This is a genomic window from Alteromonas sp. RKMC-009, assembly GCF_003584565.2.
Classification (GTDB): Bacteria; Pseudomonadota; Gammaproteobacteria; order Enterobacterales; family Alteromonadaceae; genus Alteromonas.
The window spans coordinates 390,703-413,249 of record NZ_CP031010.1 but is presented as its reverse complement, the minus strand read 5'-3'; the positions used below and the strand labels follow the sequence as shown (position 1 = coordinate 413,249).

20 protein-coding genes are annotated in these 22,547 nt (G+C 39.2%); 17 read left to right on the top strand and 3 right to left on the bottom strand.

The window, feature by feature from the left end:
* Window position 1: 1 nt before the first annotated feature.
* The 15 genes from DS731_RS01770 to DS731_RS01700 all read left to right on the top strand — a co-directional run bounded on the left by DS731_RS01770 (window position 2) and on the right by DS731_RS01700 (window position 15,773).
* Window positions 2-1,021: an alpha/beta hydrolase gene (locus DS731_RS01770; RefSeq protein WP_202980698.1), complete on the top strand. Its 1,020-nt coding sequence runs from the start codon at window positions 2-4 to the stop codon at window positions 1,019-1,021.
* Window positions 1,021-2,490 carry a glycoside hydrolase family 28 protein gene (locus DS731_RS01765; protein WP_119499726.1) on the top strand — a complete coding sequence of 490 codons (1,470 nt, stop codon included), beginning with the start codon at window positions 1,021-1,023 and terminating at the stop codon, window positions 2,488-2,490. Before DS731_RS01770 ends, DS731_RS01765 begins: the two co-directional genes overlap by 1 nt.
* Window positions 2,483-3,601, top strand: coding sequence for a pectinesterase family protein (locus tag DS731_RS01760; protein ID WP_119499725.1), 1,119 nt, complete (start codon window positions 2,483-2,485; stop codon window positions 3,599-3,601). The genes DS731_RS01765 and DS731_RS01760 overlap by 8 nt, the downstream gene beginning before the upstream one ends.
* 83 nt (window positions 3,602-3,684) lie before the next feature.
* Window positions 3,685-4,164: a VanZ family protein gene (locus DS731_RS01755; RefSeq protein WP_161599069.1), complete on the top strand. Its 480-nt coding sequence runs from the start codon at window positions 3,685-3,687 to the stop codon at window positions 4,162-4,164.
* 77 nt (window positions 4,165-4,241) lie between these two features.
* Entirely contained in the window at window positions 4,242-4,526 is a 285-nt protein-coding gene (gene ppnP / locus DS731_RS01750) for a pyrimidine/purine nucleoside phosphorylase (protein ID WP_119499723.1), read from the top strand.
* Window positions 4,527-4,667: 141 nt separating this feature from the next.
* The gene (locus DS731_RS01745; protein WP_119499722.1) at window positions 4,668-5,348 is read left to right on the top strand and encodes a metallophosphoesterase; all 681 of its coding nucleotides are present in this window, start codon (window positions 4,668-4,670) and stop codon (window positions 5,346-5,348) included.
* 48 nt (window positions 5,349-5,396) lie between these two features.
* Complete coding sequence (locus DS731_RS01740; protein ID WP_119499721.1) at window positions 5,397-6,269, top strand: sulfotransferase domain-containing protein; 873 nt, start codon at window positions 5,397-5,399, stop codon at window positions 6,267-6,269.
* Window positions 6,259-7,125, top strand: a complete 867-nt coding sequence (locus DS731_RS01735) for a sulfotransferase family protein (RefSeq protein ID WP_161599068.1) — start codon at window positions 6,259-6,261, stop codon at window positions 7,123-7,125. The genes DS731_RS01740 and DS731_RS01735 overlap by 11 nt, the downstream gene beginning before the upstream one ends.
* Window positions 7,109-8,332 (top strand): O-antigen polymerase, encoded by a 1,224-nt coding sequence (locus tag DS731_RS01730; RefSeq protein ID WP_119499719.1) that lies wholly within the window; start codon window positions 7,109-7,111, stop codon window positions 8,330-8,332. The genes DS731_RS01735 and DS731_RS01730 overlap by 17 nt, the downstream gene beginning before the upstream one ends.
* Window positions 8,329-9,321, top strand: a complete 993-nt coding sequence (locus DS731_RS01725; protein ID WP_119499718.1) for a glycosyltransferase family 4 protein — start codon at window positions 8,329-8,331, stop codon at window positions 9,319-9,321. Before DS731_RS01730 ends, DS731_RS01725 begins: the two co-directional genes overlap by 4 nt.
* Complete coding sequence (locus DS731_RS01720; RefSeq protein ID WP_119499717.1) at window positions 9,311-10,420, top strand: glycosyltransferase family 4 protein; 1,110 nt, start codon at window positions 9,311-9,313, stop codon at window positions 10,418-10,420. Before DS731_RS01725 ends, DS731_RS01720 begins: the two co-directional genes overlap by 11 nt.
* Window positions 10,407-11,534: a nucleotidyltransferase family protein gene (locus tag DS731_RS01715; RefSeq protein WP_119499716.1), complete on the top strand. Its 1,128-nt coding sequence runs from the start codon at window positions 10,407-10,409 to the stop codon at window positions 11,532-11,534. The genes DS731_RS01720 and DS731_RS01715 overlap by 14 nt, the downstream gene beginning before the upstream one ends.
* The gene (locus DS731_RS01710) at window positions 11,521-12,756 is read left to right on the top strand and encodes an oligosaccharide flippase family protein (protein WP_119499715.1); all 1,236 of its coding nucleotides are present in this window, start codon (window positions 11,521-11,523) and stop codon (window positions 12,754-12,756) included. The genes DS731_RS01715 and DS731_RS01710 overlap by 14 nt, the downstream gene beginning before the upstream one ends.
* Before the next feature lie 3 nt (window positions 12,757-12,759).
* Complete coding sequence (locus DS731_RS01705; protein WP_119499714.1) at window positions 12,760-14,544, top strand: hypothetical protein; 1,785 nt, start codon at window positions 12,760-12,762, stop codon at window positions 14,542-14,544.
* Window positions 14,545-14,661: 117 nt separating this feature from the next.
* Window positions 14,662-15,773 (top strand): IS3 family transposase gene (locus DS731_RS01700; protein ID WP_442858436.1). Its coding sequence is split into 2 segments (ribosomal slippage): window positions 14,662-14,923 and window positions 14,923-15,773, totalling 1,113 coding nucleotides; the frame shifts between segments, so codons are not numbered across the junction.
* A gap of 171 nt (window positions 15,774-15,944) precedes the next feature.
* On the opposite strand, the gene DS731_RS01695 is transcribed toward DS731_RS01700, so the two are convergent.
* From DS731_RS01695 to DS731_RS01685, 3 genes are read right to left on the bottom strand one after another with little or no spacing between them, the layout of a single operon-like run.
* Window positions 15,945-18,128, bottom strand: coding sequence for a GumC family protein (locus tag DS731_RS01695; protein ID WP_119499713.1), 2,184 nt, complete (start codon window positions 18,126-18,128; stop codon window positions 15,945-15,947).
* 9 nt (window positions 18,129-18,137) lie between these two features.
* Window positions 18,138-18,692 (bottom strand): polysaccharide biosynthesis/export family protein, encoded by a 555-nt coding sequence (locus DS731_RS01690; protein WP_119499712.1) that lies wholly within the window; start codon window positions 18,690-18,692, stop codon window positions 18,138-18,140.
* Between the two features lies 1 nt (window position 18,693).
* A complete protein-coding gene (locus DS731_RS01685) occupies window positions 18,694-19,890 on the bottom strand; it encodes an outer membrane beta-barrel protein (protein ID WP_119499711.1) in 1,197 nt (398 codons plus the stop codon).
* Between the two features lie 96 nt (window positions 19,891-19,986).
* Here DS731_RS01685 and DS731_RS01680 point away from each other — a divergent pair, with 96 nt between their 5' ends.
* Both DS731_RS01680 and DS731_RS01675 read left to right on the top strand, forming a co-directional pair.
* Window positions 19,987-21,213, top strand: coding sequence for a threonine/serine ThrE exporter family protein (locus DS731_RS01680; protein WP_119499710.1), 1,227 nt, complete (start codon window positions 19,987-19,989; stop codon window positions 21,211-21,213).
* A gap of 180 nt (window positions 21,214-21,393) precedes the next feature.
* A complete protein-coding gene (locus DS731_RS01675; protein WP_232373458.1) occupies window positions 21,394-22,503 on the top strand; it encodes a mechanosensitive ion channel family protein in 1,110 nt (369 codons plus the stop codon).
* Window positions 22,504-22,547 lie beyond the last annotated feature (44 nt).

Sequence of the window (22,547 nt, the reverse complement as noted above, 5' to 3'; positions counted from 1 at the left end):
CATGTTACAGGCTTTCATGCCACACTCTGATGTCAGCGCACGGCTTCGCCGCCTCACAGCCGCAGCCCTGTGCGCGCTTTGTGCCGCCGGCAGCGTGCCGGTGAGCGCCAAAGATTATCCCGTGGACGACAGCTACAGCATTTCCCAGCGCTTCTATGCCTATCGGGATGAACATCCTGAGCTGAAAGAGCCGGTACTCTCCTTCACTGAAGGTCAGCAGGTGTTATTCGACCGCCGTTATAAAGTGGCAGATGGCCGCGAACTGCATCTGGATGTATTTTTGCCCGCCACGGACAAAGCCAGTGGTCAGGCGATTATGTTCATTCACGGTGGCGGCTGGCGTTCAGGCAATAAAACCCATTTCTACCCGCTGGCGAATTTACTGGCTCAGCAAGGTTATGTCGTGATCACTCCTGAGTACCGGTTATCCATGGAAGCGCGATACCCTGCCGGGCTTGAAGACATCAACGACGCACTGGCATTTGCAAAAGAGCATGCTGCTGCCTGGGGATTCAACCCGACCAGAATTGCCCTGGGCGGCGGCTCTTCCGGCGGTCATATGGCCGGACTCATTGGTAATACCGCCAACACCACCCTGTTTAAGGGTGAACATTCAGCAGACGCCGTGCGCGTAAACGCTGTCGTCGACCTTGACGGCGTGCTGGATTTCACCCACCCCTTAGCCCTTGCCAGTGAAAACAAACGCAAGGACAAATCCGCTGCGGGCATGTGGTTCGGCGGCGCGTATGAAACGCTGCCGGAACGCTGGGCAGAGGCATCTACCGCCAAACATATTGATGCAGACTCGCCGCCCATGCTTATCATCAGCAGCGGCCAGATGCGCTTTACCGCCGGCAAAGACGAAGTTCTCAGCAAACTCAGCAGCCACGGCATTGCCAGCAAGTATTATCAGTACGACAACAATATCCACACATTCTGGCTGTTTGAACCGTATCTCACAGAAACCGCAGAGCGGATCCACACCTTCTTAAGCCAGATAGCATCCGGAGTTAATCAATAATGGGTTTTCAAGCATCCCGACGCAACTTACTTAAATTAGCCGGCAGCAGCGCTGCCACCGCAGGTTTTCTGGGGTTATCAGGCTGCAGCAGTGTTACGCAAACCTTCACGCAACCTGTGGCCACCGGCGATTTCGACTGGAACGATGATGCCCGCCGCATCCGTCAGCGTATTCGTGCACCTGAATTTCCGCCGCTGCATGTCAGCATTACTGAATATGGCGCAAAGCCAGCCGGTGAGAGCAGCAGTCAGAAAGATGCCACACAGGCTATCCGTGATGCCATCAGCGATGTGGCCGCACAGGGCGGCGGTACTGTTGAAGTGCCTGCCGGTGAGTTCTATACCGGCCCGGTACATTTAAAATCCAATATCAATTTTTATCTTGCCAAAGGCGCGGTACTGCATTTCATTCCCGAGCCTGAGCTTTACAAGCCTTATGTGTTCACCCGCTGGGAAGGCACTGAACTGATGGGCTATTCCCCGCTGATTTACGCCTTTGAAGAAACCAACGTGGCGATTACCGGTGAAGGTACACTTGAAGGCGGCGGCAGCCCGGAAAACTGGTGGCCGTGGAAAGGTAAATGGAAAGAAGCCAAATGGGGCGATGATCCCGTGGCAAACCAGAAATACACCCGCGATGTGCTGCGTCAGATGGCCGAAGACGGTGTGCCGGTAGCAGATCGCGTGTTTGAAGAAAACTACCTGCGCCCGCCGTTCATTCAGCCTTACCGTTGTAAGAACGTGCTGATTTCCGGCGTGACTATCCGTAACTCCCCGTTCTGGCTGGTTAACCCGGTACTGTGTACCAATGTGACCGTGCGGGATATTTACTGTCACAGCTATGGCCCAAATTCTGACGGCTGCGATCCGGAAAGCTGTACCGATGTACTTATCGAGAACTGTACGTTCGATACAGGGGATGACTGTATTGCCATTAAATCAGGCCGTAATGCTGATGGCCGCCGCGTGGCACAGCCGTGTGAAAATATCCTTATTAACGACTGCACCATGAAAGCCGGTCATGGCGGTGTGGTGATTGGCAGTGAAATTTCCGGTGGCGTAAGAAACCTGTATGCACAGAACTGTGAAATGAGCAGTCCGGATCTCGACCGTGCCGTGCGCATCAAAACCAACTCCATCCGGGGCGGACACCTGCAGAACCTGAACTACCGTCAGTTCCGTGTGGGTCAGGTTAAAGATGCCGTAGTCATTAACTTCTTCTATGAAGAAGGCGATGTGGGTGAGTTCACACCCAAGCTGGAAGATATCACCATCGAGAACCTGTATGTGCAACATGCCGAACGGGCTTTTGTGCTGCGCGGGTACGATCACACGCCCATTACAGGCGTGTCGCTGAAGAATCTGATATTCACGAAGGTTGATAAAAAATCCATAATTGAGAATATAGATAATATCTCTCAGCAAAATATCCGTGTGAACGGAAAAACCGTGGAACTCCCTGATGTCTAGAATATGTTGTTTGTTGTTGGTCGTACTGTTAGCAGGATGCAGCAGCGAGAAGCCGGAACGCTTTTTACCTGAATCTGTCACTGCTGATGCCATTGTGGCCAGTACCGCCATCGACGAAACACATTATTCATCCATACAGGAAGCCGTTAACGCCGCCCCGCAGGAGGGCGGCTGGACCATCGCCGTCGCGCCGGGGGAATACTACGAACGCGTGGTGATAGATAAACCCGGCATCACCCTTATCGGTGCCGGTATGGAGCAGACCAAAATTGTATTCGACCGCTACGCCGGCAAAGCCGTTACCCGCGGCAGTGAAGAACACTGGGGCACCTCACGCAGTGCCACTGTGGAAATTACCCGTCCCGGCGTGCACATCGCCAACCTCACCATCGAGAACGGCTTCGACTTTTTAACTGAAGATGCCAGAGAAAGCAGCGACCCGGCCAAAGTATCCGGTATGCAAGCAGTGGCCCTTAAAATTTCAGAATACACCGACAAAACCTTTATCGAGAATGTTGCCCTGCTCGGCTATCAGGACACCCTTTACGTCCGTGGCGGCCGCAGTTACTTCAAAGGCGGTGAAATCCGTGGCAATGTGGATTTCATTTTCGGTGACGGCAATGCCTATTTTGATACCGTCAGTATCTATTCCCGCCCCAGAGGGAAAGACATGGACATAACCGGCTACATCACAGCCCCCAGCACGCTGATTTCAGATACCTTCGGCCTGACCTTCGTAAACTGCAAACTGCTGCGTGAAGAAGGCGTACCGGACAACTCCGTGCCACTGGGCAGACCCTGGCATCCCACCACCACCTTTGACGATGGCCGCTATGCCAACCCCTTCGCCATCGGTAAAGCTGTGTTTATCAACACCTGGATGGATGCCCACATCACCACAACCGGCTGGGCCTCCATGGGCGGTTCAACCAAAGAAGGCGGCAGAAAAGAATTCGACCCCATCAACGATGCCCGCTTTGCGGAATATGGCAGCAGCGGCCCGGGCTACGCCATTAACGAACAACGCCCCCAGCTTGGCGTAGAGAAGATGGATATTTATAAGCGGTTTAATATTTTGAATGGGTGGGAGCCTGAAACGAAAGCAAAGTAACGAAACCTTACAAACTTAGCTGAAATAAACCACTTATCTGGCGTATAGTTTCCTCAAACGAAACAATCTACGAGGCTCAAGGATTGAGACATCCGGATAGAAAATCCAGTTACTCTGTTAAATACCTTCCCTATCTCATTGTCGGGTTCATCCTGTTAGCAGGCTTATTCTTCATTCCTGTTCCCCAGCTTTTTAAAACCAAGCTGGGAGCAACCTTATTGAATTCATGCCACATTGTATTCTTTTGTGCATTCGCTCTGGTGTTTTATCCCTACCTGAAAGGTTCTCACCTGAAACGCATTCCTGTTTTTTTACTGGTTGTGCTTATACTCAGTTTCGTTATCGAGAATGTACAAAGCACTGTTCACCGTGCCTTTCAGTGGGAAGATATTCTAAGAAACGAGATCGGCGCATTCACGGGTATAGCGGTATATTTGTATCTGCAGAAAAACGCTATTGAACGTAAATACCGCATGCTCCTCCTTACAACGAGCTTCGCCATGGTCTTCATAGAACGCGCCCCGTTATTCGAAAAGCTTATTAGTCACTTTATAAAAACATAACAGCGAACAAGTTTTGTCTGGAAGGGACAACAAACATTAGGCAGACTGGCACAAATTTAATAATGGAAAACCTCTCTATGTCATTAAGTGTAAACAGTTACTTCGACGACAACGTAAAATCTATCGCTTTCGATTCAGCAAACGGCCCGTGTACCTCAGGTGTTATGCTGCCAGGCGAATATGTTTTCAGCACCTCTAAAGATGAACTGATGAAAGTGGTTGAAGGTGAGCTGATTGTAAAACTGCCCGGTTCAGACGAATTTCAGTCTTATAAAACAGGCACAGAGTTTAACGTCGCAGCGAATCAGTCTTTTGATGTGAAAGTGGAAGTGACTACGGCTTATCTTTGTTTTTATAGCTAAAAATAAATATCTCAGGCGTAACGCCCGTTACGCCTATACTCAATTCTTTCCGCACATACCCGACCATCAAAGTTATTCTTTGAAACCACGACTCGAAAAACATACACTATGCCTAATAAGGAAGTTAGCGTAGTCAGTTCAATGCAAGTCAAAACCAACGTCATTAGCAAAGTACGCCTGCATAAACACATTACTATCGAGGATGATAAACGTGTGTTCGTGGTCGGCGATCTTGATGGCAATTTCACAAAGCTGAAATCAGAATTAGATAAAGTTGATTTCAACCCACAAGACGATGTACTAATAAGCTTAGGCGATATTATTGATCGCGGAAACGACAGCGCAAGACTCGTCGAATATATGCAGGAAATTAACGCCAATGTGGTGCTAGGCAATCATGAACACATGATGCTGGAAGCATTAATGGGCAGGGACAGCTACGCCATGCGCCTTTGGGTGCAAAATGGTGGCAAGTGGCATCAGACAGCGGACTTTCAAACGCTGGTAAATATGTGTAAATGGTTCCTGCAACAACAGCTCGCAATAACTGTTGATTATCAGGGAAAGAAGATCGGCATTTCTCATACTCTGCCCCCAACCTGGAGTTGGGAGCACATGCCACAAAATACTGAAGCCTGTGTATTTCCACTTATGTGGGATAGAGAAAGATTCAACAAAAAAATAAACAAAGTAAATCACGGAGTGGATTATTCAATTCACGGACATAACTCGACACCAGAACCAATTTGGATTGGGAATTCATTACATGTCGATACTGTATATTATCGCAACCCTTCAGTTATAAAATTGAATGATTTTTGACCTGTTTAAAGAAAGACCAAATTAAAAATGGTGTTATGAGGCAACAAGATGGAATTTAACGAATTAATAATAATAAGCGGCATCCCACGATCAGGAACAACAATAATTGGAGAAGTTCTAAGCGAAGTTGAAAACGTGGATTTTATATATGAACCGTTTAATAAAATAACGGGGATCGTAGATATTAATGAATATTTTGTTATAAGCGAAGAAACCTCAGCTAGAAAAATCACGAAAAAGTTCATAGATGATCTCAAATATAACAAACTAAAATTTAAGAAAAATTACTATCCTGAAGATCCAATAGCAAAAAAAATCGCGAAGAAAATAGGAATCACAAGAAATAACCTTTCATATCAAAAATGTAGATATATAACTAAGCCTGAAAGATTAATAATTAAAGACCCATTTTTATATTTTCTAAAATCAAGCTTCGATGAAGATAATAAAATAATAATTACGGAACGAAGTTCATTTCAAATTGCTGCAAGCTTTAAAAGAATGTGTTGGAGTTTTGATGTATTAGAAATAAATAAAAAATTAAAAGAATCTGGCCTAAAATACTTAAAGGAAATCAATGACTTTGATGTTAAAAATCCTGCCGTAAATGGAGCACTTTTAAATAAAATAGCGAAATTAAATAAAAACAAAAGAAAAAATATACTATATGTCGACATGAACGAATTAATAGAGAAATCTGAAGAAGGTTACAAAACAATTTTTGATTTCATCGGCATACCACTTACACCTAAAATTCTAAAATATATAGAAGATAGATCTAACGGAAAAGCAGACATAACTTCGATTAAAACTGCGCATACTAAAAAAAGAGATGCCAAAAGTCTCACTGAATATTGGAAAAAAATCCTTTCTGATGAAGAAATAAATACCATAGAGAGGATTGACGCAATTGAAGATTAATACATTCATAATTGGCGTTCCAAAGTCAGGAACAACAACGCTATATAAAGCCCTTGAAAATAATAAAGATGTTGCTTTACCCATAATCAAGGAACCAAATTTTTTCTGTTATGAAGAAATGATAAAAGAAATGAAAATGGGTATCACAGATGCGAAAATTGTAGAAAGAATCACGCCATCTCACATTGGAATTCTGAAACTTGAGTTAGAGAACAAAAATTACAGAAATAAGAAGAATATAATATGTGATTTTTCAACATCATACTGCAGATATGCCGATAAAGTCGCACCAAGAATAAAAGCTTACAATCCTAATGCAAAGATAATTTTAATAATAAGAGATCCGGTTAAAAGAATACAATCACATTACAGAATGGATTTACGAATTGGCTATACAAAGCAAGATCTCAATACATTACTAAAGGCTGAAATAAATGGTACTGGAAATTCAAGCTACATTAAAGAATCAGATTATTTAGAAATAATAAACACATACAAAAAATTCTTTGATGACATACTAATAATTCCGTTTGAACAATGTTTCATACTCGACAAATATGATTTGAAAGATAAATTAAGCGAATTTCTTGCAATTTCCTTAGATGAAGTAGAAATCTTAAAGGAAAACGAAGCGAAAGACGCCCGATTTGCTAGATTAAATTATTATTTAGCAAAGACAGGTTTGAAGAAAATAATAAAACAAACTTTGTCTAGAAGATATAAAGATGTTTTAAAGAGTTTATATTTTAAAAAAAGCGAAAGTCAGAAAGAAATAGTTTTCGACAAGACTGTTAAATGTAGATTGGAAGAACTAAATGATAATTATAGAAGACTAATTGATGATGGAAAGAAATAAAGTCTGGTGGCTAAACCCTATTTCTATAGTTGGTCTAATCCATGTACCTATATTGTGCGTAGCATTCATGCTAGATCAAAGTTGGTATAAATTTACTGCAAGTCAATTAAAGGAAATTGATGGAATTTCATTTATACTCGGAATATTTGGTTTTATCTCATTTACTATCGGAGCCTTCTTTTCTACAAAATTTAGTAAACCAAATAATAATATAACATTTCGCTATATATTTGTTGAAAAGAAGCTAGAAATAATAGTTTATATGATGCTTGCCTTATACTTGACGGCTAATATACTTTTATTTTATGAATTTATAAAAAATCCATCGTATTTTTTAATGATAGCGAATGCAGAACTAGAACAAGGCTATGGTCGAGAACTTGCTCAAACGATACCTGGCATTACTACTCTTAGCCAACTAGGTATTTGCATATCGGTAATCTGTTCTTACAAGATCAACTTTAATATAAATAGAAGATTTTACTTAAAAGTGTTTTTTCTAATCATATTGATATCGATAATACGCGCCTTTGTAAGAAGCGAACGACTAGCTCTTATTGAAGTAATTGTAGTATTCGCAATTCCATTTATCATTCTGTCAACTAAATACAAAAACTTGATAAAAATAATACCTGTTGTGGCAATTCCTGGATTAATAGTGATATTTTCAATATCAGAATATTTTCGTTCATGGATTCATTACTATTCAAAGCGCTACGATAGCTTCGCCGAATTCATCTTCGATAGATTTTCATCATATTTTATTATCGCACAAAATTCAGGAATAAGTTACTGGAAGGCAATTGATGTCAATCAAGTTCCTTGGCTTACGCAACAATGGTTCTACAAGCTACCGGGTTTTAATAACTTAAATAAAATATATTCTTTCGAATATGACAAATACATGTCATATCTCAAAATACACCTAGACCCACAGTTTAACAACTATGCACCAGTTTTCGCTATCTACACTGATTATGGCGTACCAATAGGATTAATAATTCTTACAATATTGGGCTTCATAACAGGTCATTTTTATCGTACGTTTAAATTTCAAAATGGTATAGGTATTTTCATGTATCCGGCGTGGTTTATAGGTGTACTCGAACTGTCGAGAACATTTTCTTGGGGAAGTACAAGATTCTTTATAGTATTCGTGACATTCGCACTTATCTATTTTTACTGTGCAAAAAGGGTCAAACAATGAAAGTTTACATCAATGGAAAATTCCTAAATCAAAGGATTACCGGAGTCCAGAGAGTAGCTAAGCAGTATACTGATCTATTGTTAAAAACAGAACACAATATCGAGATCATTGAGAACAAATATCAGGGGTTGATGGCTGTTTTTTTTGAACAAATAATATTACCTTGGAAGACAAAAGATGGCATTCTAATTAACTTCTGTAATACTGGTCCTTTAATTAAAACGAACCAAATACTATTTATTCATGATGCTGCGTTTATGGCATCTAAATCTCATTCAAAACTTTTTAGATACTATTACAGAGTTTTGATCACATTATTACTACATCGAGCAAAAAAAGTAATAACTGTATCTGATTTTTCGAAAGATGAGATAGTAAAGTATTTCAATTTTAATGTTTCTAAACTAGCAGTAATTAAAAATGGGATGGACTTTGAAGACCACATTGAGCAAGATATTCCAGATGTCAGAAACAAGTTAAGCAATTTCAAAAAGATTGTGCTTACTGTATCTTCGATGGACCCTCGTAAAAACTTAAAATATATTGCCGAATCGTGGATAGCGAGTAATCCTAGCGAGGATTCGGTATTAGTAATAGTTGGCGGTAAAAATAAGGTTTTCGCAGACGATAGTGTTTCAATAGAACATGACAATATACTTTTTACAGGATATGTAACTGACGAGGAGTTAATAGCATATTACAGATCAGCCCACTTCTACGTTTCGGCGTCAGAATATGAGGGCTTTGGATTACCCATAGCTGAAAGCATAAATTTCGGATGTATACCGCTGTTATCTGATATTCCTGTCCATCGTGAGCTCTTCGGAACTTACGGATATTTTTTTGAAAATGATTCAAAACAATTGAGAGAAGTATTTGCAAACTTACCCGAATATACAATGAAAAAATCTGCTATAACTGAATCTGAAACATGGAAGAGTAGTGTGAATACACTAATACAAGTACTGAGAGAAACAAATGAAATCTAAGCGAATAGCTATTGTTCACGATTGGCTAATTGATAATGGTGGCGCTGAGAAAGTACTAAAAAGTATTTTAGAGATATACCCTCAATCTGATATATTTACATTAGTTCATTCAGATAAATTTAATGATGAATATATAAACTCTAAAAATATTAAGACCAGTTTCATAAATAAACTACCATTAGCTAGGAAAAAGTATAGAAGTTATCTACCTTTATTTCCACTAGCAGTGGAGCAGTTTGATTTGTCAGATTATGATGTAATTATCAGCAGTTCATATTGTGTTGCAAAAGGTGTAATTACTGGCCCCCGCCAATTACACGTTTGTTATTGTCACTCACCAGTGAGATATGCTTGGGATCTACAATATCAGTATTTAAAAGAAAGTAATTTATTATCTGGAATCAAAAGTTATGTTGCTAGGTATTTTTTAAGTAAATTAAGAATTTGGGATGTAATTTCATCTAATAGAGTAGATTTTTATTTATCAAACTCTAATTTTATTCAGAGGAGGATAAAAAAGTGTTACAGAAGAAATGCTGAAACAATATATCCTCCTGTGGAAACATCAGCTTTTGAGTTAAGTGAAATTAAAAAAGATTACTATTTCTCCTGTTCCAGATTAGTTCAATACAAAAAAATTAAATTAATTGTACAAGCTTTTAATCTAATGCCAAATAAAAAATTGATAGTTGCTGGAACGGGTCCTGAATTTGATGATATAGCTAAAATCGCAAAAGAAAATATAACGATGCTAGGATATGTTCAGTTCGACGAATTGAAGGTTCTTATGGCTGAAGCGAAATGTTTTGTTTTTGCGGCCGAGGAAGACTTTGGAATCATACCAGTTGAAGCACAAGCTTGTGGTACGCCCGTTGTTGCTTACGGCAAAGGTGGTAGCTTAGAAACTGTGATAGATGGAAAAACTGGTTTACACTTTCAACATCAAACCACTGAATCAATTTGTAACGCTATAGAAAAGTTCGAAAAATTAACATTCAATCCTAAAGACATTAGAGAGCATGCTTTAACTTTTGATGATTCAATTTTTAAGCAGAAAATCATGAACTTTATTTCAAGCCGCGTAGATGAAAATCAATAAATTAGTTTTTAAAGATGAAGAAAGAAAATTGTTTGATTTTCTTTTTGATATCAAGAGTCCAAGTACCGATATAATATTTGATATCTATGAGTTGAGTAAGCGTAATGGGTTAGATTTTTTATTTTTAACTCAGATAGAACGCAGTTCTTTCGATACTTCATTAATAGAAAAATTTAAAAACGAAAAATTCGAAACCATAGCTAGGAGAACTCAAATTGAAAATTTTAGAAAAATAGCTATTTCAGAATTCGCCAATATCGGTAAGCCATTTACTGTTCTAAAAGGATTTGCAGTCTCAAGAGTATTTTATGATAACCCAATTGATCGGGGTTATTCAGATATTGACATTCTAGTAAACAAAGATGATTTTGAAATCTTTCACAACTATTTGATTTCAAGCGGATATGTATTAGGTGTTGGATGGAATTCCGAACCATTAATAAAACAATGCTCCTATGTAAAAGAAATAGGTAAATTTCGGTTAGAAATAGATCTACACAGTAAAATATCTTCAGATTTTGCAATAAACAAAGCTTTACCAAATTATCTTTTCTGCCACGAATCAATAGGCTTTAAATTTAAAGATTTCACGATAAATTTCCCTTCCAAGAATATATTAATAATTCATAGTTTCGTACATTTAATAAGTCATATAAACAAGGGAAATTTAATTAAGCTCATATGGGTTTATGATCTACTCAAGATGTTACAATCGTTAGATAAAGAAGAAATTGAAATTTTAAAAGAAAAGATTTGCAAGTTAAGGTTGTCATATATTTATGAAAAGACTCTTGACTTCTTAAGCCTTAACTTTTCAATGTTCGACTTTTCTATATATCGTATAGATTGCAATATTTGCAGCAGCAATCAAGAACTAAAACATTTAACGAAGAATATTAGCGGATTCGGATTTTTATTAAATAATATAATTTATAGTGATTCGATTAAAGAGGGGCTTGTATTCCTTCTACTTACAATATTTCCTCCAAAGATAGTACTAGAGAAAAAATATAATAGAAAATTTACATCGAGATTATCTTTATATTACTTCTATGCCTATCGTGCATTTAGTTCAATAAAAAGATATAGCGGCCAGCAGTATGAAATTAAATAATCTAATTAACTCTCAGTACACTGTCCTATTAAAAATTTTGGCTTCTAGTGCTATCTTGCGTCTAGTAAGCGCCGTCTTAGGTTTTTTATTCACTTTATACGTAACTAATTCTTTTAACATTGAAGATTCTGGTTTAATTTTACTTTACTTTGCAATTTTTACTTTTCTGTCTTTTAATTTTAGATTTGGGCTAGATACATACATTATCAAAGCTCTGACTCAGGATGAAAGTTATGGATTTGAATTTAGTGAGTTAGTTAACTACATTTGTATTTTTTCAATTCTTTTTTTTACTGGTTTATTATTAGTATTGTATTTCACTTCGGAGATAGTTTTCCTCCTTTTTTATATATCTATTTTTTTTAATGGGATTCACTTTCTTATTTCATTTTTCTTTCAAGCTAGAAACTACATTTATCATAGCATCATTTTTCAAAACATTTTATTCATGTCAATCATTTTGATTGTGAGTTTACTATTTCAAATTAACATAGTAGAAGATTTTGCTAAAGTTTTTCTATTTTCTTCAATATTTACGTCTCTCTTGTCATTATGTTTTTTCTTCAAGAAATTTGGAAATTCAAAGTTACAATTTAAATTAAAAAAAATAATTATAAGCTCATTCCCATTTTTTAGCACGCTTGTTTTCACGCAGTTATCCCAATGGTCGAGTCAATTCATATTGGGCTACTCTGAGGATAAAGCCATGGTAGCTATTTTTGCAAGTGTTCAAAGAGTAAGTCTATTGATTAGCTTTTTCTTAATTTCTGTCAACTTTGTACTAGCGCCAAAATTTTCAACTCTCATTAAAGAGTCTAAATTTGGAGAGTTAAATAGTTTATATAAACGATCTGTTTTCGTAATATCAATACTTACTTTTCCTATAATTTTATTGGTTATATACACACCTAATTTAGTACTAAACTTCTTCGGTCCTGAGTATTCAGAAGGTTCTACAGCTCTTAGAATATTGTGTATAGCGCAACTTTTTAATGTTCTGACAGGTTCAGTTGCAATAATACTCAACCTTTCAGGAAAAGAGCTTTTGGTTCGTAATGTCAATTTTTTCGGCGCATTATTAACTATATCTTTAGGCGTACTTCTTATTCCAAGCTTTCCGCTTATCGGATCAGCAGTATCTATGGCATCATCTATTATTTTCGTTAACGCTATAAACTTCAAAGCTGCGAAAGATCTATTTGAAAACAATAAGGGATCATAAGTAGTGAGATATATATTAGGAACACTTTGTTTTGCAATTTTAATAGCCTTTTTTTATTCCCATTCATCTAGAAATTCTTTTACTGTAGTCGATATACCTAAGGACAATTTCAATCAACTAAAAACCAACGCAGATACTATAGAAGGTAAATTTCTTTTTGGCTATCAAGGTTGGTTCTCTACTCCTAATTCTGAGTACTTTAAAAATTGGAAGCATTGGAGTTCAGACAAAGATATAAACAGTCCACCTACACCTAGCAATTCCAGCTTTGACTTCTACCCAGACACCTCTGAATATTTAAATAAATACGAAATTCCATTATCAGACAACTCACTGTTAACTAGCTCATCAGGCAATAACATTCATTTATACTCAGCTTCAGACCTCAGTACTATTGATCTTCATTTTAAATGGATGAAAGAGTACTCGTTAGATGGCGTATTTCATATGCGGTTTGTTTCTGCTATTTCTGATAGAAATTCAGAGATATATCTATTCAAAGACAAAGTACTTAATAATATTAGAATTAGTGCAGAAAAGTATGATCGCGTGTTTGCACTAAGATATAACATAACTGATCCGTCTAACCCTAAGTCGATTTATGGTAACGTTCAGAATGAATATGATGCGGTTATCGGTGATTGGAAGCGTTTAGTTGATATGGGGTTAGTTGATAGTTCCGCTTATTTGCACCAAAGCGGGCTGCCGGTGGTTTCTATCTACGGAATCGGCTTTAGAAAAGACATGACCACGGCCTCTTTGGAGGCGCAGAAAAAAATCTTGAGATTCTTTAAGAATGCAAAAGACAAAAAATACAGAGCATTTGTAGTAGCTGGAGTACCTTCAATGTGGCGTTCAGCCGCTGATAAAAATCAGTTTGATAGTAGAAAATCAGATGCAGCTATTAATTCTAAACTGGAAGCTTACTCTTCGCTATATTCTCAGCATTATATTGATGCAATACATCCTTGGCACGTTGGTAGATACAAGCAATATCGTTTTAAAAACTACTATGAACAAGTTATATTAAAAGATATCGAGATAGCCAAGGATAATGGGATAATGTATATCCCGACTGTTTGGCCAGGTTTTTCTTGGGCACATCTGACCGACAACTGCGAGAATCGTAATCAAATTCCTAGAAGTGGGGGTCAATTCTATTGGGAACAACTTTCTTTCTTACTTGAAAACAAAGATATACAGACAATTTTCAGTGCTAATTTTGACGAAGTTGATGAAGGTACAGCGATATTTAAACAAATCGCTACAGAAATAGATTTGCCAAGAGGTAGTTCCCTATCCTGTAGCAAGAATAATATCGCTTACATTCCGTTTAACGAGGATGGTTTCGAAATACAAAATGATTTCTATTTGAACTTAGCCTCAATAGCTACATCAATATTAAAGTTAGATTATTTACGGTCGGATATAGCTCATAGTGTTCCAAATCTTCCAGTAGTTGAAACTGTAAGTTTCTCCAAAGATAATCAAACGTCAAAATTGACTATCTTTAGTGGTGAAGAAAATTTCAGCTTATATTTAAGCGGCCACAGACTTTTTAAACAAAGGCCTATTTATAAAATCAATCCTGGTGGTTATAGAATTACAATTTTCAATTCTATGATTAACGCGGTAGTTTATGCTACTGTAGTTTCAGGCGATTCAGATGATTTACAACTTAGTGTCGATCTTCCAGAATTACCTGATGGTAAATATAAGGTAGTAGTAAAAACTTATGATACAGTATCTAAACCACTAGTTTTAGAAGTTAACTCATCTAATGACTAATTAACGAGCACAAATTGACGTCAACTCATTTTGAGTGCGTGTAAACCTCCCCTAAAATAGCGGCATACCTTTTTAGAGTTCTTCGGCGTAAACTGAGCCAAGAATGGAGAACTCCTGATGAAAAAGTCCCGTTACACAGAGTCACAGATCGTAAAGATCTTAAAGGAAGTGGAAGCAGGCAGACTGGTCAAAGAAGTCTGCCGTGAGTACGGTATTTCAGATGCTACCTACTACAATTGGAAAGCTAAATACGGTGGTATGGAAGCGTCTGATATCAAAAGACTGAAAGATCTTGAAGACGAAAACCGCAGGCTTAAAGCGATGTTCGCTGACTTAAGTCTGGAACACCGGATCCTCAAAGATATCGTCGAAAAAAAGCTGTAAAGCCAGCGATAAGGCGTGAGCTTGTTGATTATGCGCGAGAGCAGCATGGTGCTAGTTTACGTCTTGCCTGTCGCGCTGTTGGCATCAGTGATTCAGTTTATCGTTACCAGCCTGATCAAACGCGTGATGATAGGGTCATCGCCAAACTGATTGAAGCCGCTGAGCGCTATCCGGCCTACGGATTCAGCAAGCTGTACAAAATCCTGCGTCGTTGGGGCCATGGCTGGAATCATAAGCGTGTTCACCGGATTTACTGCGAACTCAAGCTGAATAAACGACGCCGTGGAAAGCGACGGCTGCCAGCGAGAAACCCGGAGCCACTGGCCGTGCCGGCTCAGGCTAATCATTGCTGGTCAATGGATTTTATGTGCGACAGCCTGCAATGCGGCAGACGCTTCAGAACGTTCAATCTGGTAGACGATTTCAACCGTGAAGCACTGGCTATCGAGATTGACCTGAATCTGCCATCGCAGCGTGTAGTCAGAGTATTGGAGCGCGTCGTCGCCTGGCGGGGTTACCCCAGTAAACTTCGCATGGACAACGGGCCGGAATTTATCTCAATCACGCTGGCAAGTTGGGCTGAAGAGCATGGTATTGCACTGGAATTTATTAAACCCGGAAAGCCTACGCAGAATTCTTTTATCGAGAGATTCAACCGCACTTACAGGACAGAAATACTCAACATGTATGTCTTCAAAACATTGAATGAAGTACGTGAACTGACCGAAAACTGGATGACAGAATACAACGAGGAACGCCCCCATGATGCACTGAATGATCTGACACCGTGGGAATATTTAAGCAAACATGAACCGGCTGAAACCTCTAATTATGGATGTAACTAATTAGGGGAGGTTTACAGTTTGAGCTGAACAAACTTTAGCTCAAATCTAATCCGACGCGCGCAGCAGAAAACTGGCTTATTGTCAGATCAGGTCTGAGCTAAATACAACTTATATACTAATATTTTAACGAGTTAGTTTGTGAAGTATACATTGATTTTAATTACTAGATCATCAAGTCCCATAGTATTCATTATTGTAATAATGTTCACCGTAATAACTCATCTTTTCAGGTGAAGCCTGCGTCAGTACAACCCCTGTAATTTCAGCATTGACCTTTTTGAGCCTTGCCAAAGTTTCTCTAACAGAAGATATTTTAGTTGCTTCAGCCTTGACGGCTAATATTGTCGCGTCGGAGATCTTTGACAATATTCGTGAATCACTAACAGGTAAGGTAGGCGGACTGTCTAGGACAATATAATCATACTCTAGTTTTAACTTCTCGATCATCTCATTAAACTTTCTGGACGCGATAAGTTCCATAGGATTCTTAGGAACCGAACCACTGGTTAGGATCGATAAATTTGGTACAGCGTCGATACTCTGAATATTACGTTCATTAAACCCATTAAAAATGGCCTCCGTCACTCCCGCATCGTTTTTTAATCCCAGACTTTTTGCTATAGCAGGCTTTCTCAAATCTAGGTCTAGAAGAAGCGTCCTTCCCATTTGGCTTAAAGCTACTGCGAGGTTAACTGAAAGTGTCGTTTTCCCTTCTGCGCTAGTCGTAGAAGTGATAAGTATAGTTTTAGGTGGGTTATCTATATTTGAGAATATTAGTCCTGTTCTTATTGTATTAATTGCTTCTGCAAATGTGCTCCTCGTATCATTTAAGTACTGATGCTCTGGAGGTATACCTTTGCGTTTCTTTTTAACTAAAGGAGTAACTCCCAAACTTGGGAGGAGTAGTTCTTTTTCAAGTTCATCTGGAGTCCTGAATACGGTAGTCATATATTCTTTGATAAAAGCATAACCGCATCCTGCAACAAGGCCTAAGAAGCATGCGATAGCAATAATAAATGCTGGTCTAGGTTTTATAGGGTAGGTTGGAACTGTTGCCTCATCAATGACTCTAATATTCGAAGCGTCATATTCACCAGAAACATCAGATTCCATTAATTTTGAAAGAAAACTCTCATATATTCTTCTATTGTTTTCAACTTCTCTCTCTAGTCTAGTTAACTCAAAACTATCGCCCTGATATGCTTGAAGCTCATTCCTAGTAGATTCTATCAGAGTTCTAATGTTATTTTCTTTTACCTGCGCAGCTTTATAATCTTTTCTTATATTATCGACGATTTTCAATACTTCACGATTAAGATTTGATTTTGCACTATTCCAATCTGATTCCGCAGCAATCATAGCCGGGTGCTTTTTGCCATAGCGCTCGCTCAGCTCAAGCACTTTTCTACTAAGAGTACTTTCTTCTCTGACTAATTCTCTAATCGTAGTACTCTGAAGTACTGGCCCAATTGACCTGTAATCGCCCGTTGAGGGATCTATTTGACTCACTTGGTCAAAAAGCTCTTTCGCACTTGATAGTTCAGTTTGAGCTCTGACCAATTCTGTATTGAGAGTTTGTAGTTGAGTGTTCGTTATCCTTTCCTGCTGCTCTGTATCCATTAAATTCTGACTAAGTCTAAAATTTCTCAACTTGTCTTCTGAATTTTGTAAAGTGACACGTAATTCATCTAATTGTTCTGCCAACCACTCAGATGTGTCTTTTATCTGACTTAGTCGAGCTTCTAGTCCAAATTGTATATAGGACGAACTTATAGCATTTGCGACTGCGGCAGCGAAGACTGGATCCTCGTCTTGATAATTAATATTAATTATTTGGCTCTGTGTCCCACCTTCCACTGTCATGTTTGCTTGTATACTTTGTGCAAGCAAAGTCTTTATCTCTTCATCACCTAAGGTGGCAGAGCTTTCTGATTCAGCTTCGGTAAAAAAAATAGTTTTTATACTTGAAATAAATCCAGCTTCTTCTTGTTCAAGAACTCCAGTTTCAGAAGTTTCTAGTTTATATTTTCTAACCAAATCGAGCTTTTCTACTACTGTTTCAGCTACCTTTCTAGATTGGATAATTTCATATTGAGTTTCATAAAAAAGAAATATCATTGAGTTCATAAGAAATTGATCTTGAGCCGATGCATTTGGTTGCACTGGATCGGCTTGTAATTTCGCAGACGCCATATAAACAGGAGTAGAAGTAGCTATCTTAATTACACCAAAAACTATAAATGCTACAACAAAAGAAATGATTAACCATTTACGACGTCTAAGGATCTGAATATATTGCTGAAAGTTAATTCCGCCTTCTTGAGCGTTCACTGTTACAACTTCGTTCTTCATCATAATTTCCCTTTAGAAAAAACTTTCTTCTACAGTTATAACATCTCCAGGTCCTACTTTTTCATTCATACCAACCTCCAAAGAAATCTCACTATTATCTTCCTTAATTAGTTTTACAGTGGAACGTGATGCTCGCTCGGTAAAGCCGCCCGCGAGTGTGATTGCACGCTGTATAGTCATGCCCTCCCGAAAACTATAGCCACCAGGCTTATTTACCTCTCCATTGACGTAAAACTGTCTGTATTCAACGATCGTGACTGTTACGTCGGGTTTTTTCAGATAACCATCTAAATACTTATTTTTTATTAATTGCTCGGCTTCTGATATTGTCTTACCTTTTACAGTTAGTTGTCCAATTAGCGAAAGTGCGATTGTACCACTACTTGAAACTCTAGCTTCTTTTAAACTTAAATCAGGCTCGCCAAAAACACTTACTGAAATGACATCATCAGGTGCTAGTTTATAGCTTTCTTGCTGTTGAGCATTTACTTTAAAACTTAATGCGACAAAACTTAAAAATATCGCCATTAAAATTTTCGCCTTTCTTTTTTCTGCTATTCTAAACATTTTAAACATCCAGGATAATTGTCATTACTAAATTTATTGTATTTACTTTGAAATTAGCTATCTCTAAAGTTGAACTACGTTCTTCAAATGTATAATTAAAACCAAAATCAACAATCCTATTTAAATCATACTTTATGCCGGCGCCAGCAATATATCTATCATCTTCCCGATTTGCAGTAAGTACTAGTTCGTCTTTAGAATATCCTAAACTAAGTTCCGCTTTCCAAAGTTCAGTAATATCGTGCTCAATTGTTGTAGAGTAAGTTGTTCTTAAGAATCCACTTGCATCTTCTAATGTTGAATCTATCGCTTCTCTCCTTGCAATAAATTTCCATTTAGTGAAAGTATTGATTTTCCAGAGCATTATGCCATCATATGCGAATCCGGAGATATCACGAATCTCTTCTTCTTTATAATTTCTTTGTTGGTAACCTATATTGACGTCCCCCGAAAGCTTTTCGGATATTTCCCATTTTATACCAGCTTGATACCGGTCATATGAGTTATCCAGTTCATACGTTAATGCAGAATCATAATTAAGTCTTGACTGAATAGTTTCTACATAAACTCTGGTTTTTGGGGCTAATCTATATTCAAAACGAAGCGTGTATTGATTATTATCAAAATCAAGATATTCAAAAGATTCATTTTCATATTTTCTTGAACTTTTTCTGTAAGATCCAACAATTTTACCTATCGATTCGTCTGTACCATAAGCAAATTCACCGAAAAGATATTCAGTATTAATTCTGTTGTATTCAGTAAGTTCCAACTGAATTCTGTTTATTGAACCAGGATCTTCATGGAAATCGGAAAAGCCAGCCTCAAACTTGCTGCTGAGTCTTAAACTGTGTTCCATCTCTGCCTTACCAACAATATCATGATCTGTATAGTCTGCTGTGCTATTTTCTGAAAATTTGGAATATGCTCCATCATAAGCTAAAGAAAATCTATTTTTCCCTGAAGCACCCATTATTTCAATTTTTGGATTTACAGATAAATAGGAATCGGAGGTCGCCAATTCATCAACTACTCTGTAGATGTTATCATCATTTGAAACTTTAACGTCAGTTGCCGATGAAAATCCAATCCGTTCTGCTATTGCATTATTTACGGCTATAGTTGACATCGCTACGAATACTAACATCCTAGCTAGTAGAGCATTCAAAGTTTTTGTTTTTTTCCATTTGACAGTCATATTCTTTTATATATTCTTTGTAAAATTACGGACTTTAATGATATTTCTGATAGAAATATCAACTTTCATATTTTCCTAAGTTACAAGGGCTCCCTCTTGCACACTTCCAAATTCATACAAAAAAGAAGATTTATCGTACGCTTGGGGAAGATGCTGCACAAGTATGGTACGCCATCCTTCCGTCTGGAAGCGTATCTGTTGGAAGTGGCGGCCTATATGGGCGTTCGCGCCTCTATCATCGCAACGCCGACTTCTCTTACATTTGTAATTTGGACCGATGGCCACGAAGATGAATATACTCACGCGGCAAGGTTACAACCTGGTGAACTTGACTTAAATTCCTTATCTCATGTCGATGGACTGGCTAGTGAACTCCTTTCTGGTAAAGTTACACTATCTGAGGCCGACAGGCTACTGTCAGATATCGATGACATGCCTTCTCCTTATGGAAAATTAGTTACAGGTTTCTCATTTGCATTGTCAACAGGCGCTTTTGCTATGCTGATGGGTGCAAGCTGGCCTGAAATAGGTTGGTCAGGGCTCTTGGGCTTGCTTTCTTATGTCTGGTACCTGTGGGCGCTGCGCTCAAAGCGCGTGAACATGATGCTGGAACCAATGACTAGTTTTATGGCAGGCATGGCTGCCAGTGCTATCGGAAGATACATCGATCCTGGCATCAACATTCCGCTAATCGTGCTTTCTTCCGTTATCGTGTTAGTCCCTGGTTTAGCGTTAACCATGGGGCTTTCCGAACTCGCTTCAAGAAATATGGTATCGGGCACTGCGCGGGTGATGGATGCCTTAATGCAATTATTTAAATTGTATTTTGGAGCGTTTCTTGGTGTCTCCGTTGGTTTTTCCTTATTTGGCGAAAACATTTATGTGCCAGCGGAGTCTTTACCGGAATGGGGAACGTGGCTTGCAGTGTTCCTGTTAAGCCTATCACTGGTAGCTATATTCCGTACGCGACCAATACACATTCCCTGGGGCGTGGCAGCTGCGTTCATCGCCTATGGCGCATCAGTGTGGAGTGCAGATTTTATGGGAGCAGGTATGAATACCTTCGTGGGCGCATTTGCTTTGGGTGTATTTGCTAACTTGTTTACACGCATTGCACACCAGCCACACACTATTGTGGGTATGCATGGGTTAATCGTACTGGTGCCGGGTTCCAAAACCTATATCGGATTGAATTCATTTATTTCCGGCCAAGATTTTGTCGCCGCGGAACACGTTGGGCAGGAAGTCTTTTTGATTTTTATGTCGTTGATTGCAGGCTTGATATTCGCGAATGTTGTGGCGCCTACGAAGAAGGCTTTGTAATTTATCCGGATTTGGGCGGTAAGGGTAGATACTGCCCCCTTTTTCTGGCAGGAAAACTGTTCGGCAATACCCCCTTACCTCTTTATAAGGTAAATTGATCTTAAATTCGATTCAATAGCGAATTAATCTTTCGCGGTCATACCTGTGTATCAACGGATGGTACACATAAGGAATTTCAATATGGATGAGCAGTCAACTTCAACAGAAAACCTCAATTCCCTCCTTAACACCATGGGAACACATCTGCCGGATGTACTCACCGGCCTGGCTATTTTCATTGCACTGATATTTCTGGCGGGTCCCCTTTCAGGTTTGATTATTAAACCTTTTCGTTATGTATCTGCCAGTTCTTTGATCCGCTCGGTTACCCGCCGCACTATCAGCGCCCTTATCATGCTGTTTGGCTTGTATATCTTCCTTAAAATGGCCGGACTTACGGAATTCGCTGTTGCTATTGTCAGCGGTACGGGTTTGATTGGTCTTATTCTGGGCTTTGCGTTTAAGGATATTGCCGAAAACTTCATTTCCAGTTTGCTGCTTACCGTGCAGCGACCTTTTCGTATTGGCGATGTGGTACAGATTGAATCATACACAGGTGTGGTACAAAAGGTGACATCCCGTGCTACAACCCTGGTCGACTTCGATGGCAATCACATTCAGTTGCCGAATTCTATTGTGTACAAAGGCATTATTAAGAACCTGACGGCTAACCCGAATATGCGCGGGCAGTTTGTGATTGGCATTGGCTACGACAATAACATTGCTGAAGTGCGCGACCTCGCCATGGCTTTGTTAACTGAACACCCTAACGTGCTTACTGAACCAGAGCCGCAAGTGCTGATTGATACATTAGGTTCTGCCACGGTAAACCTGAAAGTGTATTTCTGGATCAATGTGGAAACCACCAGCGTGGTGAAAATGGCCTCTTCGCTGATGCGTATTCTGGTCGAAAGCTTTACGCAGGCAGGTATTTCCATGCCGGACGATGCCCGTGAGATTGTTTTCCCTGATGGTGTGCCGGTTCGCCAGATATCCGGGCAGGATCACTCCGCGCAGGAGCAGTCAGTTCAGAAGGATTCTGAGAATAAACAGTCTGGTTCCTCTTTGCCTTTCATGCCGTCTTCATCATCCGGTACGTCGCCATCCCCTGCTCCGTCTGCGGGAAAACCGGAAAAGGTTGTTGTACCGGCGGCCATTGATCACAGTGAAGACGTAAGCAGTGAGAATGACGATATACGCCGTCAGGCAGAGCAGGCCCGTGATCCGGAAGACGGCAGTAATATTTTATAGAGGGGAATAAAAACCCCGCGCACAGGTCTCAATCGTTCCGGGCG